This window comes from Cupriavidus gilardii (assembly GCF_013347325.1).
In the GTDB taxonomy this organism is placed as follows: domain Bacteria; phylum Pseudomonadota; class Gammaproteobacteria; order Burkholderiales; family Burkholderiaceae; genus Cupriavidus; species Cupriavidus gilardii.
The window spans coordinates 1360936-1378963 of sequence record NZ_CP054626.1 but is presented as its reverse complement, the minus strand read 5'-3'; the positions used below and the strand labels follow the sequence as shown (position 1 = coordinate 1378963).

Annotated in this window: 17 protein-coding genes and 1 pseudogene; 11 read left to right on the top strand and 7 right to left on the bottom strand. The window is 62.8% G+C overall.

Features of this window, described 5'->3' with window-relative positions:
* Positions 1 to 122 precede the first annotated feature (122 nt).
* The 3 genes from FOB47_RS16565 to FOB47_RS16555 all read left to right on the top strand — a co-directional run bounded on the left by FOB47_RS16565 (position 123) and on the right by FOB47_RS16555 (position 1691).
* Positions 123 to 710 carry a TetR/AcrR family transcriptional regulator gene (locus FOB47_RS16565; RefSeq protein WP_174782460.1) on the top strand — a complete coding sequence of 196 codons (588 nt, stop codon included), beginning with the start codon at positions 123 to 125 and terminating at the stop codon, positions 708 to 710.
* 119 nt (positions 711 to 829) lie between these two features.
* Positions 830 to 1333, top strand: a complete 504-nt coding sequence (locus tag FOB47_RS16560) for a hypothetical protein (RefSeq protein ID WP_053821680.1) — start codon at positions 830 to 832, stop codon at positions 1331 to 1333.
* Between the two features lie 91 nt (positions 1334 to 1424).
* Positions 1425 to 1691, top strand: a complete 267-nt coding sequence (locus FOB47_RS16555) for a hypothetical protein (RefSeq protein ID WP_053821679.1) — start codon at positions 1425 to 1427, stop codon at positions 1689 to 1691.
* Here the strand turns inward: FOB47_RS16555 and FOB47_RS16550 are convergent.
* Positions 1680 to 2603: an AraC family transcriptional regulator gene (locus FOB47_RS16550; RefSeq protein WP_053821678.1), complete on the bottom strand. Its 924-nt coding sequence runs from the start codon at positions 2601 to 2603 to the stop codon at positions 1680 to 1682. The genes FOB47_RS16555 and FOB47_RS16550 overlap by 12 nt on opposite strands.
* A 239-nt stretch (positions 2604 to 2842) precedes the next feature.
* On the opposite strand from FOB47_RS16550, the gene FOB47_RS16545 reads away from it, so the two are divergent.
* The 7 genes and pseudogenes from FOB47_RS16545 (at position 2843) to FOB47_RS26390 (ending at position 9270) form a co-directional block, all read left to right on the top strand.
* The gene (locus FOB47_RS16545; protein ID WP_174781570.1) at positions 2843 to 4222 is read left to right on the top strand and encodes an NAD-dependent succinate-semialdehyde dehydrogenase; all 1380 of its coding nucleotides are present in this window, start codon (positions 2843 to 2845) and stop codon (positions 4220 to 4222) included.
* 60 nt (positions 4223 to 4282) lie between these two features.
* On the top strand, positions 4283 to 5167 hold the full coding sequence (locus FOB47_RS16540) for a LysR substrate-binding domain-containing protein (protein ID WP_174782459.1): 885 nt from the start codon (positions 4283 to 4285) through the stop codon (positions 5165 to 5167).
* Positions 5168 to 5315: 148 nt separating this feature from the next.
* The gene (locus FOB47_RS16535) at positions 5316 to 6533 is read left to right on the top strand and encodes a CaiB/BaiF CoA transferase family protein (RefSeq protein WP_174781569.1); all 1218 of its coding nucleotides are present in this window, start codon (positions 5316 to 5318) and stop codon (positions 6531 to 6533) included.
* Positions 6534 to 6570: 37 nt separating this feature from the next.
* Complete coding sequence (locus FOB47_RS16530; protein WP_174782458.1) at positions 6571 to 7398, top strand: enoyl-CoA hydratase-related protein; 828 nt, start codon at positions 6571 to 6573, stop codon at positions 7396 to 7398.
* Positions 7399 to 7485: 87 nt separating this feature from the next.
* On the top strand, positions 7486 to 8472 hold the full coding sequence (locus tag FOB47_RS16525; protein WP_174781568.1) for a Bug family tripartite tricarboxylate transporter substrate binding protein: 987 nt from the start codon (positions 7486 to 7488) through the stop codon (positions 8470 to 8472).
* A 222-nt stretch (positions 8473 to 8694) separates the two neighbouring features.
* A pseudogene (locus FOB47_RS16520) lies at positions 8695 to 8970 on the top strand (glyoxalase III HchA); the annotation flags it as partial.
* A gap of 3 nt (positions 8971 to 8973) precedes the next feature.
* Complete coding sequence (locus FOB47_RS26390; RefSeq protein ID WP_420839250.1) at positions 8974 to 9270, top strand: LuxR C-terminal-related transcriptional regulator; 297 nt, start codon at positions 8974 to 8976, stop codon at positions 9268 to 9270.
* 445 nt (positions 9271 to 9715) lie between these two features.
* On the opposite strand, the gene FOB47_RS16510 is transcribed toward FOB47_RS26390, so the two are convergent.
* The 6 genes from FOB47_RS16510 to guaB form a co-directional block, all read right to left on the bottom strand.
* A complete protein-coding gene (locus FOB47_RS16510; RefSeq protein WP_174781567.1) occupies positions 9716 to 11911 on the bottom strand; it encodes a hypothetical protein in 2196 nt (731 codons plus the stop codon).
* 22 nt (positions 11912 to 11933) lie between these two features.
* Entirely contained in the window at positions 11934 to 12104 is a 171-nt protein-coding gene (locus FOB47_RS26035; protein WP_217488936.1) for a hypothetical protein, read from the bottom strand.
* Positions 12105 to 12194: 90 nt separating this feature from the next.
* Positions 12195 to 12533 (bottom strand): PIN domain-containing protein, encoded by a 339-nt coding sequence (locus FOB47_RS26030; protein WP_217488935.1) that lies wholly within the window; start codon positions 12531 to 12533, stop codon positions 12195 to 12197.
* 477 nt (positions 12534 to 13010) lie between these two features.
* The gene (guaA, locus tag FOB47_RS16500; RefSeq protein WP_023264342.1) at positions 13011 to 14630 is read right to left on the bottom strand and encodes a glutamine-hydrolyzing GMP synthase; all 1620 of its coding nucleotides are present in this window, start codon (positions 14628 to 14630) and stop codon (positions 13011 to 13013) included.
* Positions 14605 to 15219, bottom strand: coding sequence for a hypothetical protein (locus tag FOB47_RS16495; protein WP_174781566.1), 615 nt, complete (start codon positions 15217 to 15219; stop codon positions 14605 to 14607). The genes guaA and FOB47_RS16495 overlap by 26 nt, the downstream gene beginning before the upstream one ends.
* A gap of 149 nt (positions 15220 to 15368) precedes the next feature.
* Complete coding sequence (gene guaB / locus FOB47_RS16490) at positions 15369 to 16832, bottom strand: IMP dehydrogenase (protein WP_151022927.1); 1464 nt, start codon at positions 16830 to 16832, stop codon at positions 15369 to 15371.
* A 136-nt stretch (positions 16833 to 16968) separates the two neighbouring features.
* Between guaB and FOB47_RS16485 the strand changes: the two genes are divergently transcribed.
* The gene (locus FOB47_RS16485; RefSeq protein WP_174781565.1) at positions 16969 to 18024 is read left to right on the top strand and encodes a DMT family transporter; all 1056 of its coding nucleotides are present in this window, start codon (positions 16969 to 16971) and stop codon (positions 18022 to 18024) included.
* The last annotated feature ends 4 nt before the right edge of the window (positions 18025 to 18028 follow it).

The window sequence follows — 18028 nt, the reverse complement described above, 5'->3', positions numbered from 1 at the left end:
GAAATTCTTGACAACACAACCGACCAACTAGTAGATTGGTCAACGTATTGAATGCCACGCGCGGCATCCCGGCAGTTGCACGAGCGATGTCTTGCATGCGTGGGCCGCAATCCCGCTTATTGATATCTATGGAACTTTCCCCCCGCGCGGCCGAAATCGCCGAGCATACGAAGCTGTTGCTGGCCGCTGGCGGTTATCACGGATTCAGTTATGCGGATCTGTCCGAGCGCGTGCGTATCGGCAAGCCGAGCATCCATCATCATTTTCCGAGCAAGGCGGACCTGGTCCTGACCGTGGTCGCGCTACACCGCGCGCAGGCACGGCAAGGCCTGGCCGCTCTCGATGGCCAGATCGGCGATCCGTTGACGCGGCTGACGGCCTATATCGATTACTGGTCGCGGTGCATACGCGACGGCACGTCATCGATGTGTATTTGCGCGATGCTGGCTGCCGAATTGCCGATCATCCCGCAAGAGATCGCGCATGAGGTTCGAGCCTACTTCGAGGACCTGACCGCATGGCTGGCCACGGTCCTGGAGGCAGGTGCCGCGAAAGGACAATTGCATCTGCGCGATACGGCGCTTGTCGAGGCACAGACCTTTATGTCCACGGTGCACGGCGCAATGTTGACCGCACGGGCTTTCGACAATCCCGAGGCATTTGCCTCCATCTCGCAAGCGGCGATCAGACGGCTGACCGGGTCGAACTGACCGCTTTTTTACCGGCCGCGAGCCGGCTATTTTTTCACCGCGACACCGACCAACTAGTTGGTTGTCTTGCGTGTGAGATTTCGTTGTTTCAACCCATGGTTTGAAGGAGCCATCGTCCTATGCCGCATCCGATTTCCGCCCTGGGGTCCGGGCACACGCTGATCAGCATCGTCCCCGTCATCGCGGGCCTCTATAGCTTTGCGCGCTACTTCAGGATCGACAGCAGCACCCATGCCGGCCGGATTTACCTTGGCGGGCTGGTGTTGTCGGTGCTGACGTCATTCGGGCTGTCCAGCAGCGGGGGCTTCAACGTCGGCCATGCGCTCGGCATCGTGGCGCTGCTCGCCATCTTCGGCGCGCTGGTGCTGCCACGGGTCCCGGTCTTTCCCCGGGCCCAGCCCTACCTGTCCCAGTTCGGATTCACGTTCAGCTTCTTCCTGCTGCTGGTCCCCGGAATCAACGAAACGCTGACACGATTGCCCGTGGCCCATCCTCTCGCCGATGGCCCGCAATCGCCGGTGGTGCGCGGCGCGCTGGCCGCGTGGCTGGTCGTCTTTATGCTTGGCTCCGCGCTGCAGGCTTGGTGGATGCATTCGCAACGGCGGCGCGCGCCACTGTCCTGATTCCGGGTACGCGGCCCACGCGGCCCTCGGATGTCGCGTGGCCCCCGCTTGCCCGCCTCGGCATCACTGTTCAAACCAGGAGAGATGGAGCATGGCATTCCCGCTGGACACTTTTTCCGAAACGGAGTCGAGCGTCGAGGATCTGGAGAGCATGCTGGCCGACGATGAAGCCCTGGAGGGCATCGAGGCCTGGCTCAGCCGACAGCAACTGACGATCCATGCCGGCCCGCGCGGACAGGACCTTGCAGGCGGCGCGACGATCGAAACGTCGGCCGGTTGGCTGCTACGCCTGGTCCGCCATGCGCGTTCGGCGCTGGCGGCGCCCAAACAAGGGCGATCAGTGGCGTCAGTGCGATGACACGAACGGCGAGCCGGCATGCGGAGGCGGCACGGCAAATTCCGCCTTCATCCGCTTGACCTCTTCGACGGGGCTTCGCCCGAAAAGGCGCTTGAATTCCCGGCTGAACTGCGAGGGGCTGTCATAGCCAACTTCGGCGCTTGCGGCGGCCGCGGTCATGCCGTGACGGACCATATGCAGGCGCGCCTGATGCAACCGTATCGACTTCAGGTACTGCACCGGCGAGGTTTTGGTGACGGCTTTGAAGTGGGCGTGGAAGCTGGGCACACTCATCCCGGCTTCGCGCGCCAGCTGTTCGACACTGACGTCGACATGAAAGGACGCATGGATCCGGCGCAACGCGCGCGCGATCTTGCCGAACTGCCCATGCATGGCGAGCGCGGCGCGCATCGATGCGCCTTGCTCTCCTGTCAGAACATGGAAGTAGATTTCCCGCACCAGCGCCGGGCCAAGAATCCGGGCTTCCACAGGGCGGCTCATCGCCTCCAGAAATCGAACCAGCGACTCGCATAGCCGGCTGTCCATCGGGGTGGACATCATGCCGCGCGGCTCGGTCGGCTCCATGCCGCCATGCTGGTCGATCTGCAGCATCAGATCGGCAGCGAGCTTGAAATCGAGGTGCATGTAAATGGCCAGCAGCGGCTCGGATTCGCTGGCGTCCGTTTCCATGGTGAATGGCACGGGCACCGAAACGGCGAGGTAATGCCGATCGTCGTACAGATAAATCTGATCGCCGAAGTACCCGCGTTTCCTGCCCTGGCAAACGATCACGATGCCGGGATCGTAGAGCACCGGCACCGCTTTCAACGGGCGATTCGAACGCAGGAACCTGACATCGGGCAACGCCGACAAGTTGTATCCCTCGTGCGGCGCCAGCGTTGCCAGCATGGACACCATGCGCCGCGCCAGCATCGCCAGGCTTGGCGCCTCGTTTTTGCCAGATCGAGTCATGGCGAACCTCTTTTGTCTGCACTGTAGCGTAGCTTAGCAGCCCCATTACCGAAATTCTTGCCGTTCATAGGATCAGGCAAACATCAGAGATCCCCAGCCATGGTCGCATGCAGGATTGGATTCCATTATTCAATCCGCAGCGCAAAGCCGCGTCGTGGTGACGCGGCGCGCATTGCACCCAACTGGAGCGGTGAATATCCATGATCGACGTACTGAACCCTGCAGACGGATCGCGCATCGGGGCGGCGCCCCATATGAATGGAGCGCAGGTGAAGGCAGCGATAGACCGAACCTGCAACGCATTTCCGGCATGGTCGCGCAAACTCGCCAAGGAACGCAGCGCGCTGCTTCGCCGCTGGTTCGAACTCGTCAGAGACGACAAGCACGTCTTTGCCGAATTGATGGTCAAGGAAAACGGCAAGTGCCTGGCCGAAGCGCTGGGCGAAATCGACTACGGGCTTGGCTTTATCGAGTGGTATGCCGAGGAAGCCAAGCGGGTCTATGGCGACACCATCCCGTCCCACGCCGATCATGCCGCCGTGATGGTCATCAAGGAGCCTGCAGGACCGACTGCGGCCATCACGCCCTGGAATTTCCCCTTCATGATGATCACGCGCAAAGTCGCGACCGCACTGGCGGCCGGTTGCACCATGGTCATCAAGCCATCCGAAGAGACACCGCTGACTGCGTACAAGCTGCTCGAGTACGCGCGCCAGGCAGGCATTCCCGAGGGCGTGTTCGAGATGGTGACCGGCAACCCGCAAGAGATCGGCGCACTCTTTACCGGCGACGATCGGATCCGGAAGATCTCGTTCACCGGCTCCACTGCCGTCGGCAAATTGCTGGCCGAGGCCAGCGGGCGCGCGCTGAAAAGGATGACGCTGGAATTGGGCGGCAACGCCCCGTTCATCGTGTTCGATGACGCCGATTTCGACCAGGCCATCACCGGCCTGGTGGCCGCCAAGCTGCGAAATTCCGGCCAGGTCTGCATTTCGCCGATCCGAATCTACGTGCAGGATGGGATTTACGATCGCTTTGTCCGGGCCGTCGTTGAACGGGTCTCCGAATTTCGCGTGGACCAGGGACTGCAGCCCGGGTTCGTCGTGGGGCCGCTGATCAATCAAGCGGGCTTCGACAAGGTCGTTCAGCTCGTCGAAGACACGAAGCGGCGCGGTGGGAAAGTGTTGCTCGGAGGCAAACCGCACGAAAAAGGCGGGCTGTTCTATGCGCCCACAGTCCTCGCCGACCTCGATGACGATATGCCGATCGCCCATACCGAAATCTTCGGACCGGTCTTCGCCGTCTATCGCTTCCGCGATGAAGCCGAGGTGGTCAACAGGGCCAACAACACCGAATACGGGCTCGTGGCCTATGCCTACACGCGCGATCTTGGCCGCGCCTTTCGCTTGTCCCGCGATATCGAGGTGGGCATGGTGATCCTGAATTCCGGTTCAGTCGGCACAGCCTCGGTGCCATTCGGCGGGGTCAAGCATTCGGGCTATGGGCGCGAAGGCAGCTACTACGGGATCGAGGAGTATGTGGAGGTCAAGTACGTACTGATGGGAGGGTTGGAGTCCTGATCCACGGGGAGATAGGGCATCATGGTGACGTCCACCCAGCCTACGCCTTCTGTTACTGCCATGGTGCGTCGCGCCCTACTCCCCCCACTGAATCCTGCCCGAGCATTCGAAGCGACCGGGCGGCTGCTCAGCATTTCCAAGGCCGCCGATGAGTTGTGCGTCACGCCGGCCGCGGTCAGCAGGCAGGTGCGCGCGCTGGAGAGCTATCTGGGAACGCCGCTGTTCGTCCGCCAACACGGTGGCCTGGAATTGACCCCGGCCGGCGCGCGCTACCTTTCCGACTTGATACCCCTGTTCGAAACATTGCGGGAAGCCACCCTGGCGGTGACCAGCAGCAGCCCTGGCCGAAACACCTTGCGATTACGATCGCCCGCCACGTTCGCCGTACGCTGGCTCATCCCCCGGCTGGCGAGCTTTCATCGACTGCATAAGGACATCGACGTTCAGGTCATGACCTCGTTCGCGCCGTTGGACTTTGAGCGCGAGGATATTGACGCAGGCATACAGCTGGGCGACGGCCGTTGGCCTGGGATGCGAACGTTGCAACTAGTCCGCAACGAGCTTGTTCCCGTGGCCTCGCCTGCAGTGCGCCTGACGCACAAGAAGCAGCTCGCCACGCAAACCTTGCTGCATTCGATGGCGCGCCCCGACGACTGGATGCTTTGGTTGCGCGCAGCAGGCTTGCGCAATGTCAGTGCCACCGATGGCATGAAATACGAAACATCGTTGCTTGCCTATCAGGCGGCGATCGAGGGGCATGGCGTCGCCATCGCGCAGAAAGCATTGATCGAAAAAGAACTGGCGGACCAGACGCTGGTGGCGCCACTCGGTCCGACGCTCGATCGCGGCGATTACACATACTACTTCGCGTGGCCGACGGGCAAACCGCAGTCGAGCGCATTGCGCGCATTTCGCGATTGGCTATCGACGCTAGTCGCGATCTGATCCGCTCGAGCGATCGATCCCCTTTTACAAAAAGTCAAAGCGTACGGCCCATAAAGTCGATTGCCGGCTCGGGTGCCCCTGCCTATTCTGCCCCCCATAACAAGTGATCGCGGCCACCAGCGAAGCCGCGTCATCCGGGAGCCGGAATATGTTGAAGCGCAGCTTGAGAGGCCTGCGGGTAATCGATTTTTCGCATGTACTCGCGGGGCCCGTTTGCACCATGATGCTTGCGGACATGGGTGCCGATGTCATCAAGGTCGAACCGCCCGATGGCGAACTGGCCCGGCAGATCGGCCCGCCGTGGATCGCGGGCGAAAGCGCGGTGTACCTGAGCGTCAACCGGAACAAGCGCGGCATCGCACTGAATCTGAAATGCGCGGAAGGCCGCGAAGTCGCCCGTCGACTGATTCGGGACGCGGACGTCGTGGTCGAGAATTTCAGGCCAGGCGTCATGCAGACATTGAGCCTGGACTACGACACGCTGGCTGGCAGCAATCGCAAGCTGGTGTATTGCTCCATCTCCGCCTATGGCCAAACCGGGCCGATGCGCGAGCGCGCCGGTGTGGACGGCATCATCCAGGCAGCCAGCGGCCTGATGAGTACGCTTGGCACAGCGCACAGCGAGCCCATCAAAGTCGCGATTCCGGTCGCGGATATGGTGGCCGGCTATCTGGCGACGATCGCGATCCTTGCCGCGGCCACCGCCGCTCGGCAAAGCGGACAAGGCGAGTACCTGGACATCAGTCTGTACAACGCCACGCTGATGCTGCAGCAGATCGGCTACGCGTCCTACTTCGCCACCAATGCCGTGCCAGCCAGGACGGGCAGCGCAGCCCCCTACGCCGCGCCCAATGAAGCGTACCAGACGCGCGATGGCTGGCTCATGGTAGCCGCCTACCAGCCGAAGCGTTGGCAAGCGCTATGCGCGGTGCTGGGTGCACCGGACCTGGAGCACGATCCGCGCTTCGCCTGCAATGCCGACCGCGTCGCCCACCGCGACGCGCTGCGCCAGGCACTGACGCCGTTGTTCCAACAGCGCTCCACCGAAGCGTGGATACAGCAGCTGGCCGCGCACGACATCCTGTGCGCGCCCATTGCCAGCTACCAGGATGTCCTCCGATCCCCGCAGTACACGGCCAGTGGCATCGACAGCTGGGTCGACCACCCGCTCGCCGGAAAGGTGCGCATGCCAGGCTTCGCACCCGGACCGACTCACGCGACGAGTGCGCAGGATCGCGATATGCCCGCGCCTACGTTGGGCCAGCACGGCCGCGAAGTCCTTGAGGAATTCGGCTATAGCCGGCCGCAAATCGACGCCATGCTCGATCGCGGCGTCCTCTTCGTTCCTCCAAACCCATCTACCTGACCAGGATACGTCGATGAAACCTGATGAAGCCGGCGCGATGCGCCCCGCCACTGACCAGCCTGACACGCTGGTCCGACAAGACATCGTCGAAGGCGTCCTCACGTTGAGCCTCAATGACCCGGGCACGGGCAATGCCATGTCGGTGTCCATGGCCGAAGCGCTAGCCGAAGCACTGGAGAGGGCCAATCGCCTGCCAGACGTCCACTGCGTATTGCTGCGCTCCACCGGCAAGTACTTCTGCACCGGCGGCAACGTCAAGGACATGGAAAGCGGATCGGATCTGATGCAGGGTTCCGCGGCACAGGTACGGGTTCGGCTGAAGACAACGTTGCACCGAATCACCCATGCCTTGCTGGCACTGCAGGTGCCGTCGATTGCCGCAGTCAATGGGGCAGCGATCGGCGCCGGCTGCGACCTGGCACTGATGTGCGATCTGCGCATCGCGAGCGAGCAGGCCACCTTCGCCGAGAGCTTTCTACGCCTGGGGCTGGTGTCCGGCATCGGCGGCGCATGGTTCCTGACCCGGCTCGTCGGCACGGCGAAGGCACTGGAACTGACGCTGACCAGCGAATTTATCGATGCCGCCACCGCCTTGCAGTTCGGCATGGTGTCCCGTGTCGTTTCGCCGGAGGCATTGGACCAAACAAGTACCGCCCTGGCACGCCGGATCGCATCCAACCCACCCCAAGCCCTGCGCATGGCCAAGCGCCTGGTATTGGATGCGGCCGAGACGACATTGCCCGTGGCGCTGGAGACGGCGGCCGCCATGCAGGCGATCCTGCTTTGCGGGGACGAACACAAGGCTGCCGTGCGCCATTTTCTGGAGCACCGCGCACGACGCAACTTGTCCTCGCAACCCGGCTGAAGGCGCGGCCTCAGCGCTCGCCCGGGACGGTGGATGGACAGTGAAGCCGCTTGACGCCACGTTCCCATAGAACAGGAGACAAACACCATGATCGGAACCACAACGCGCATCGCCCGTCTGGCAGCGGCGATGGCATCGGCGCTCATTGGCCTGGCCTGGGCGGTATCGGTAGCGGCGGCAGACTTTCCGGAAAAGCCAATCACCTTTGTCGTGCCGTTCGGCGCGGGCAGCGCGACCGATTTGCTCGCGCGCGCGCTGTCGGCGTCGATGGCACAGCAGACCGGGAAGGCTGTCGTCGTCGAAAACCGCCCTGGTGCCAGCGGCATGATTGCCGCGCAGCATGTGGCCCGGGCCGCTGCGGACGGCTACACCGTGCTGATCACCACGAACACGACGCAGGCCGCCAATCCGCACCTGTTCAAGAAACTGCAATACGATCCCGTCACGGATTTCCTGCCGTTGACAGCATTGGGGCGTGGCGGCCAGGTGCTCGTCGTGCGCGCCAACTCTCCCTTCCGCACCGTCGATGATCTGGTGCAAGCAGCCAGGAAGGCGAAAGGAAAACTGAGCTTCGGCAGCGGGAATTCGTCCAGCCGAATAGCCGGCGAAATGCTCAAGCAACTGACCGGTACGGACATCGTCTGGGTCGGATACAACAGCAATCCGAACGCCCTTAACGATCTGCTTGGCGGCCACATCGACATGATGGTCATCGACACGGTCACCGGCCTGTCGCAGATCAAATCGGGCAAGCTCCGCGCGCTGGGCGCGTCCACCAGGGAAAGGCTGCCCGAGCTTCCGGACGTTCCGACCCTGGATGAGGCCGGCATCAAAGGCTACGACATGGGGTATTGGTTCGCCGCCTACGTGCCGGCAGGAACGCCTGCTCCGGCGGCTGCCAGGCTGCGACAGCTACTGATTGCCGCGGTTGACAGCTCGGGAGCCCGCGCATTCTTCCGCAATTCCGCGACACAGGCCTGGACTACGACGCCCTCGGAGCTGCGGGCATTCCAGAACGCGGAAATCCAGAAATGGGGCCGTGTCGTCAAGGGAGCCGGCATTGAGCCGGAGTGACAGCCGGAGTGACAGTCACGCTGAAAGGCAAGCATTGAGGCCGTGTCAGGACGCTGTTGAGGATGAGAGCAGACGATCCGCTGAGACCGACACGTCGGTCGAGCGCTGCCGGTATCTGCAGCACGTAGATTGCGTATGGCGTTGACGGATATCCCTCATTGCATGGGGCTTCCTGCAAAAGCCATTTTTAAGCTTGTCAACAAAGGCACAAGGAGGTTCGGCATGTCCGATCAATCCGCCAAGAAGCCGCAACCCGATCCAGCCGAGAGGAATGCATTCTTTCCCTCAAGCTATTCTCTGAGCCAGTTCACTTCGCCGAAGTCCGATCTGAGCGGGGCCGATTACCCCAACGCCCTACAAGGCGGCAAGAAGATCCTGATGATCGGTGCCGACGAGCGCTACCTGCTGACCGACAACGGCACCTTCTTCTCGATCGGCAACCATCCGGTAGAAACGCTGCTGCCGATGTATCACCTTGACAAGGCCGCTTCGCCTTTCCTTATGCCCATGAGCCGGGGCATTCAGGGACTACAGGTTCCAATATTCGGTCCGTTGGGCTGGGAAGGCGCGATGAGCCTAGGCGGGGAGCGGATCGATGCTTCACCGCTGGCGCGTCTCGCCTTCAGGCTCATTGCCGAATCGGCGTTTCTGGCAGCGCGTAGACTGCTGGAGCTGCCCCAAGATCATGGCAACAGATCGCTGTCTGATCGTGAACGCGAAGTGCTCGCGTGGACGGCTGCCGGCCGATGGCAGGTCGACATCGCCGCGACCCTTGGTCTTTCCGAACGCACGGTGTAGAACCATCTGCGCCGCATACGCAAACGCCTCGGCGTCGCAACGACAGCGCAGGCAATCCGAGTGGCGATCCGAAACGGCGAGATCGTCGCGTAAGGATGTTGTTCTGACAATTGCGCCGGGCAAGACCGCTCTCTGTACCGGCGCAACAGCCGGGCTCGCGTTGGCCTCGTTTCTCGGCAAAAAAAGCCCGCGGTTACGCGGGCCTAGCTCGTTTTGGTGCTACCTAGTACCCGGCGATGCGAGATACCGCATCATTCCCACTCGATTATTAATAGTCAAAGAACACCCTTTAAAATCATAGCATTGCTAGACATGACACCCTCGATACCGCAAAAAATACCATGTGCGGAAAAAGCGACGATATGGTCAGCCCATGCTTGCGGTACGAGACTGTTGGCTTGGCGCCTGCCTCAGCCTCCTATCGGCGATCACGCTAACAGCACTGTCATAGGCTTTTTAGCCCAGGCGCTTTGCCGAGGCGCAAGTCTGACCAGCTCACTACCAAAAAGATTTCTACGCCGGTGAGGTTAGAAGCGACGATGACCTGCTTTTCGGGGTCTTCCACGTTTGGCGCAAGATAGGCAGGGACGATGCCGATACCGATCTGGCCACCGGCGCCGATGATGAGGCACGGGGACTTCTCGCCACGGGCTCGGGCCGCCCTGATCTGATCCTCGTACCAATCCCAATCCTGCCCCGTCACGGCCATCGGTGCGAGCGTATGGGCAAGCTGCGGGTGCCATGCATCGACCAAACTGGGAATGTCTTTCAGCATCCTATCCAAAACAAAATCCGAGCTGAGCGCATCAATCGCTTTGGACGCCACGATGGTACCTTGGCTCAGCGGGATACGGGCGCCGAACAGATTTTCGATTTTCTCCGCCGTCTTCGCTGCATCACGACCGTTGCCTAAGGCTTGCTCGACTGATTGAGTAAGCCAGTCCCGACCCGCTTGGACGGCCGCTGCCTTGATACTCGGAATCGTCGGGTCAAGGGCATATTGAGGATCGAAGGCCGCGTAGCATCGGAGCCCCACGTCGAACGCTTGGCACATGAGCGGCTCACCAGGCCCTAGAAAATCAGCCACGAACCAGTTAGCGAAAGCGTTGCTTTGCGCGATTACGGCTTGCTCGTCTTCGTACCGACCGATGGAAAGCGTCGGCGGCTCGTTGGTGATTTCTACGGCGGACAGGTAGCGCAAAGCCGCCTCCTGCATAGGGCGCACGAGATCGGCCTCAGCCCAGAACAAACTAGCCCGCATAAGGCGTTGCTGGTGCTCGTCAGCTTCGGCGTACTGAGCGGCAATCGATGTGAAGCGGCCCAACCGCAAGCCAAAGCCGAAAACTGCGGACATCGTCCATTGCCCATCTTGGATGAGAGGCGTGAGCGCGATGTCATCGAGAAGGGTTACCCCCAGACTCGGAAACCGCCAATCCATACCGGGCTTCGCCAGTCCGCCGAGGAAGTTTCTCATCCGGGGAACGTTTCGGACGGCGTCTCTGGCGTAGTCACCGAGCATGCCCCAAAAATCCATGGTCACCGGCGTGAGGTGCCGATCCGGCGTCACACCGTCCACCATCCAGCGGCGCACATCGCGCAGCGTTCGCCAGTCGGAGAAGCCTTCCCAATGGGCGCGGCCGTAGGCATTCAGGTAGTCGGCCGCCGCTCCTACGTCTCCGCCAATCCAATTCCAGGAAGAGGACAGAGCGTCCAGCTTGCCGCCATCGTAAACGTAGTTGGCAATCGGCGACGTGGTCGCCTGCAAAAATCCTTGGTCGATGGCATGACCCACGAAGCTGAATGGATCCACCACGCCCGCAAGGATCAAATACGGCCCTTCGGCGAAACCCGGATAGAAGTGATTGTAGGCAACCAGCGCGAAACCCGAGCCGCCCGACCGTTCTGCTTCACGGACCATAAGCTGGGCCGCCGTGTCGCAAGCTGCGTATATCTGGTCCTCGGCTAGGCTCGGTTCCGGTGCAAATGAAAGGAACGCTGTGACAATGGCATTGTCCGGCATCGCCGCTTGCCCGATCGATGTCCAAGCCTTCGGCAAGTGAACTTCGAGGAATGGAGCGTCTTCACTGTCATCGAACCGCAAGCAAAGAACGTTTCGGCGGCTCCAGGTGTTTAGGCCCGCCACCGCGTGATCGAGTAGCGTCGAAAACTCTCGAGAGATGATCACCATCATGATGTCGTTTGCACCCGCAAACGGCAGGTGGTTCAAGGCTTCATGCTCGTAGGCAAGCAGCTCGGTAATGGCCTCACGAGCAGTGACATTGTGATTTTTGACTTCAATGACGATGAACTGCGAGGTGCCTCTCGCGCAATAGAGCAAGTCCGTGAACAGTCGCTCACCCTTCTCGGCTGACAAGTTCCGGTTATTCTTGCTGATCAGATCGAGCGTCCCGAGCGATGCCAGCACGTTTTGGGCGGCACGTTGGCATCCCTTGCGTGTCAGGTAGTCAACAGGAAATGAGGGCCAGAACTCTGGCGCGGACCAGTGGGCCAGCTCCAGCCCGACTTTCTCCTGCCCTCGAATATGCTTTTGAATATCACCAGAGCGGACGGCTGCTTCCAGCCAGTCCTGCACGGCCTGCTCTGATGTGAAAGCAGGCTTCGGTTTTGGTGTGGTGGGCATAGTGGATTGTCCTTGATTGCGTCTACGTATCCAGCATGTCCCACTCATCGCCGAGCGCCCAGCGTATTGCAGACAGCTTGCCGTTAATCATCCCCCACTCGAATTCCGTCCAGGGACCTAGATTGTCTTTGCCAAGCTCGTCTTCAGTCCGCTTCATCGCAGCAAGCCTCCCTTCCCAAATTGTGTTGACCATGAGACCTCGACGCTCTTTCGGAGTCGCCCTCTCCCACTCCTCTTTGGGCACTAATTTCTCTGCTCCGCGTTCGACGCGATCAATGATGCCTCACTTCCTGTTGTACCAGACCTGCTGAGTCAGCTTCTCCTCTGCCTCCAACAACTCCGATAGCTGTCGGGGTTCCTGGCTATATTCGCGCTCAAATCTGGTCTCTTCGATCAGGTCGCTCGCGAACTCGCTGAGCAGCGCGCTAAGGTTGGTTTCGTATCGCGATCTCACTCCATCAAAGAGCGGTGCCAAATCGGGGTGAGGGATACGCGTGTCAGCCCTTTTTTGGCTGAAGTCGTGGATGTTGTGGGTCACGAACGCGAACACGTCCTCGTCTTTACGCGCCGCTAGCGCATCAATGTAGGTCTCGATAATGATGGCATCGCCAATCCCGTTCATTTGCCGATGAAATGGGGCAACCATTAGCAATGGCGCGATCCGCAGCGCGCACCTTGATGTTATCGCTGGCCGGTACAGGCGTAGTCTTCCCGAACAACTTTTCGATCAAGTCCACCGCCTCATTCACAGCCTCTCCGCCAGTGGCAACCCGGTGATCGACTTCATTTAGCTGCTTCAGCGTGGCGTCCCGCCCATCTTCTGGGGCGAATTGCATAATCGCCTCCCTAACGCGTTTGAAGTGACTGGAGCATTGCCAAATCCAAATACCATGACAGACCCGCAAAGGGCAGCATGGTATCGAGTGCCGAACATGGCATCGGGTTCAGAGAGTACCACCTACCATGCCATACAAACGGGGTGCTTGGCGATGCGAAAATTTGCCAGACAGCGCCGGACTCAGAATAGAAAAAGCCCGCAGTTACGCGGGCTTAGAGGTGGTTTCGTGCTCTTTGGTGCCGGTCCATGCCGGACGTGGGATCACTCCCACTCGATCGTCGCCGGCGGCTTCCCCGAAACGTCGTACACGACCCGGTTCAAACCCCGCACCTCATTGATGATCCGATTCGAGCAGCGACCCAGCAGCGCATACGGCAGGTGCGCCCAGTGCGCGGTCATGAAGTCGGTGGTCTGCACCGCCCGCAGCGCGACGACGTAGTCGTAGGTGCGTCCGTCGCCCATCACGCCGACCGACTTGACCGGCAGGAACACGGCGAAGGCCTGGCTCGTCAGGTCGTACCAGCTCTTGCCGACCTGGTCTTCGGTGCACAGGCCCGCGGCGGCGTCCTGCGCCGTGGCGATGGTGCCGCGCAGTTCTTCGATGAAGATCGCGTCGGCGCGGCGCAGCAGGTCGGCGTATTCGCGCTTGACCTCGCCGAGGATCCGCACGCCGAGGCCCGGGCCCGGGAACGGGTGGCGGTAGACCATTTCGGGCGGCAGGCCGAGTTCGACGCCGAGTTCGCGCACTTCGTCCTTGAACAGGTCGCGCAGCGGCTCGAGCAGCTTCAGGCCCAGCGTCTCGGGCAGGCCGCCGACATTGTGGTGGCTCTTGATCGTGGTCTGCTTCTTGGTCTTGGTGCCGCCCGACTCGACCACGTCCGGGTAGATGGTGCCTTGGGCCAGCCACTTGGCGCGGGTCAGCTTCTTGGCCTCGGCCTGGAACACCTCGACGAATTCGCGGCCGATGATCTTGCGCTTCTGCTCGGGATCGGTGACGCCGGCCAGGTGGCCGAGGAACTGTTCCGACGCGTCGATGTGCACCACCTTGGCATGCAGGCGGCCGGCGAACATTTCCATCACCAGCTTGCCTTCGTCCTGGCGCAGCAGGCCGTGGTCGACGAACACGCAGGTCAGCTGGTCGCCGATCGCGCGATGGATCAGCGCCGCGGCGACCGACGAGTCGACGCCGCCGGACAGGCCCAGGATCACCTCTTCGTCGCCGACCTGCTCGCGGATCTTCGCCACTGCCTCGTCGATATGGTTGCGCATCACCCAGTCCGGGCGCGCACCGGCGATCTTCAGCACGAAGCGCTCCAGCATTTCGCGGCCCTTGACCGTGTGCGTGACCTCGGGGTGGAACTGCACCGCGTAGTAGCCGCGCGCTTCGTCGGCCATGCCGGCGATCGGGCAGCTCGGGGTCGAGGCCATCAGCTTGAAGCCCGGCGGCAGTTCGGTGACCTTGTCGCCGTGGCTCATCCAGACCTTCAGCATGCCGTGGCCTTCCGGCGTGACGAAATCCTGCACGTCCTTCAGCAGCTCGGTATGGCCGTGCGCGCGCACCTCGGCGTAGCCGAATTCGCGGGAGTCGCTCCACTCGACCTTGCCGCCCAGCTGCACGGCCATGGTCTGCATGCCATAGCAAATGCCGAGCACCGGCACGCCCAGGTCCCACACCGCCTGCGGCGCGCGCAGCTGATGGTCTTCATAGGTGCTGGCGTGGCTGCCCGACAGGATGATGCCCTTCGGCGCAAACTCGCGCACGAATTCGTCCGACACGTCGTTCGGGTGGATCTCGCAATAGACGTGCGCCTCGCGGACGCGTCGCGCGATCAGCTGCGTAACCTGCGAGCCGAAATCAAGGATGAGGATTTTGTCGTGCATGATGGGGAGCGATTGACGTGTCGACCGGTTCGACATCGGTCACCACTTCGGTGCCGGGACCGTAGCCGGGCGGCGGCGTGATGACCGGCTCGCGCCGGACTTCGGGGGATGGGGATGGGTGAACGGTCGGCGCAGCGGGAGCCGGACGGTTGGCCGCGGCCAGCTCGGACTCGCGGCGCAGCAGTTCCTCGCGCTCGCGGTTGCGGATGCGCTTGGCCAGCGGAATCTGCACCAGTGCGAAGAAAGCCAGCATCGCCGCCAGCAGCCCGAGCCAGATTCTGCCGGCGCCCTGCACCTGCAGATCGAAGAAGATCAGCCACGCGGCGATCAGCAACGCGCACGCCAGATTGACGGGCCCCGCCATGCGGGCCACCGGTACGGTCAACTGGCCGCGGAAAGCGGCCTGAGCGAGCAGCCACGCCACGCCGAGCAGCGTGAAGCCGAGCAGCTGGCCGTACAGCGCCGGCTGCGGCTGCGGCAATTGCAGCGCGGCATAGAAGGTGGCGAACGGCGCGAGCAGCAGCACGGCGCCGAGCGCGAGATCGAACAGGGCGTCGAAGAACAACACGGCGCGGAGCAGGACCTTCATCGAATCTCCTTGGCGGACTCAGGGGTGCACCGACGACCGGAGCCGATACGCGGCCCCGATATGAAGCGCGGCCGCACCGCCCTGAAGCCGTGCAGCCGCGCATCACCGGCATCGCGCATGGCGCCGCGCTCGCCGGTCCGTCGCTGACGTTAGTCGATATGGTAGTTCGGTGCTTCCTTGGTGATCTGCACGTCGTGGACATGCGACTCGCGCATGCCCGCGGCGGTGATCTGCACGAACTGGGCGGTCTCGTGCCATTCGGCGATCGAGCTGCTGCCGCAATAACCCATCGACGCGCGCACGCCGCCGGTCAGCTGGTGGATGATGGCCATCACCGAGCCCTTGTAGGGCACGCGGCCTTCGATGCCTTCGGGGACCAGCTTGTCGACGTTGGCGGTGTTGTCTTCCTGGAAGTAGCGGTCCGCCGCGCCGTCCTTCATCGCGCCGACCGAGCCCATGCCGCGGTAGCTCTTGAACGAGCGGCCCTGATACAGGAACACTTCGCCCGGTGCTTCCTCGGTGCCCGAGAACATGCCGCCCATCATCACGGTATGCGCACCGGCGGCCAGCGCCTTGGCGATATCGCCCGAGTAGCGGACGCCGCCATCGGCCACCAGCGGCACGCCGGTACCGGCCAGCGCCTCGGCCACGTTCGACACCGCGGTGATCTGCGGCACGCCGACGCCGGCGACGATACGCGTGGTGCAGATCGAACCCGGGCCGATGCCGACCTTGACGCCATCGGCGCCATGCTCGACCAGCGCGCGGGCGGCTTCGCCGGTGGCGATGTTGCCGCCGATCACCTGCACGTGCGGGAAGTTGTCCTTGACCCAGCGGACGCGGTTCAGCACGCCCTGGCTATGGCCGTGGGCGGTATCGACGACGATCACGTCGACCCCGGCCTTGACCAGCAGCTCGACACGCTCGTCGTTGTCCGGGCCGACGCCGACCGCCGCGCCAACGCGCAGCTGGCCGTGGTCGTCCTTGCTCGCCAGCGGGTGCTCGACCGCCTTCTGGATGTCCTTGACGGTGATCAGGCCGCGCAGCTCGAAGGCTTCGTTGACGACCAGCACGCGCTCCAGGCGGTGGCGGTTCATCAGGCGCTTGGCCTCGTCCAGGCTGGCGCCCTCGGCCACCGTGACCAGCTTCTCGCGCGGCGTCATCTTGGCGCGCACCGGGGCGTCGAGCTCTTCCTCGAAGCGCAGGTCGCGGTTGGTGATGATGCCCACCACGGTCTTGCCTTCCAGCACCGGGAAGCCCGAAATGCCGTGCTGCTGCGACAGCGCGATCACGTCGCGGATCTTCATGTCCGGCGAAATGGTGATCGGATCACGCAGCACGCCCGATTCGTAGCGCTTGACGCGCGCCACTTCCCGCGCCTGGTCGGCCGGCTTCAGGTTCTTGTGAACGATGCCGATGCCGCCCGCCTGTGCCATGGCGATGGCCAGACGCGCCTCCGTCACGGTATCCATGGCGGCGGAAACCAGCGGAATGTTCAATTCGATCGAGCGGGTCAGGCGGGTGCGGAGGGAGACATCCCGGGGGAGGACGGCCGAATAGGCCGGGACGAGCAGCACATCATCGAACGTGAGTGCTTTCTGGACAAGACGCATAGCGATTCCTCTAGGCGCAAAATCGAATTATACAGGAACCGCCCCTTTCATGATGGGCGCGTGCCCGGAATCTGCCGCGCCAATGCTATCCTTTGAGGCTTTTCTGAGCGGAGGCGCGTCCAGCGCGGCAAAACGGATGGGGATCGGCGTACTGTGCGGCCTGCTGGCCGGCGCGTTCTGGGGCATGGTGTTCATCGCGCCCAAGCTGCTGCCGGTGTTTTCGCCGTGGGAGCTGGCGATCGGCCGTTACCTGGCCTACGGGCTGGTGGCCGCCGTCGCCGCGGCGCCACTGATGCGCCGCATCGCGCGCAAGCTGACCCGCGCCGACTGCATCGCCCTGCTGCGCCAGGCCTTCACCGGCAATCTGCTGTACTACGTGCTGCTGGCCTTCGGCGTGCAGCTGGCCGGGGTCGGACCGACTTCGCTGATCATCGGCATCCTGCCGATTTCCGTCACGGTGATGGGCCGGCGCGACCACGGCGCGGTGCCGCTGTCGCGGCTGCTGCTGCCGCTTCTGGTGGTCGCCGCGGGCATCGCCTGCATCAACCTCGATCTGTTCGCGGGCGGCGGCCACGGCGGGCACGGCGCGGCCGCGGCGGAAGCGGCGCGACCGGTCTGGCAGAAGCTGGCCGGCGTCGTCTGCGCGGCCGGCGCGCTGGTCTGCTGGACGCTGTACGCTGTCGACAATGCCCGCTACCTGCAGCGCAATCCGCAATACAGCGGCAACGAATGGTCGGCGCTGTACGGACTGTCGACCGGTATCGTCTCCGCGCTGCTGGCGCTGGTCGGCTGGCTGCTGTTCCGCGACGTGCTGACCGCCCCGGGCAGCGGGCGCGACTGGCAATGGTTCTGGTGGGTCAATGCGGCGGTGGCGCTGGGCGCCTCGCTGATCGGCAACAACCTGTGGAATATCGCCAGCCGGCGGCTGCCGCTGACGCTGTCGGGCCAGATGATCGTGTTCGAGACGCTGTTCGCACTGGCCTACGGCTTCCTCTACGAGCAGCGCTGGCCGCGCGGCCTCGAACTCGCGGCCATCGTGCTGCTGATGATCGGCGTGGCTTGGTCGGTGCGGCTGCATGCGGGCGAGAAGACCGCCGCGCCTGCGGCCAACGAGCCCGCGAAGGCGGAAGCCGCCGAAGCGACCGCAGCCGCAGCCACCGAGTCCGGCCACGCGGACAAGCGGCCGGCCTGACGCG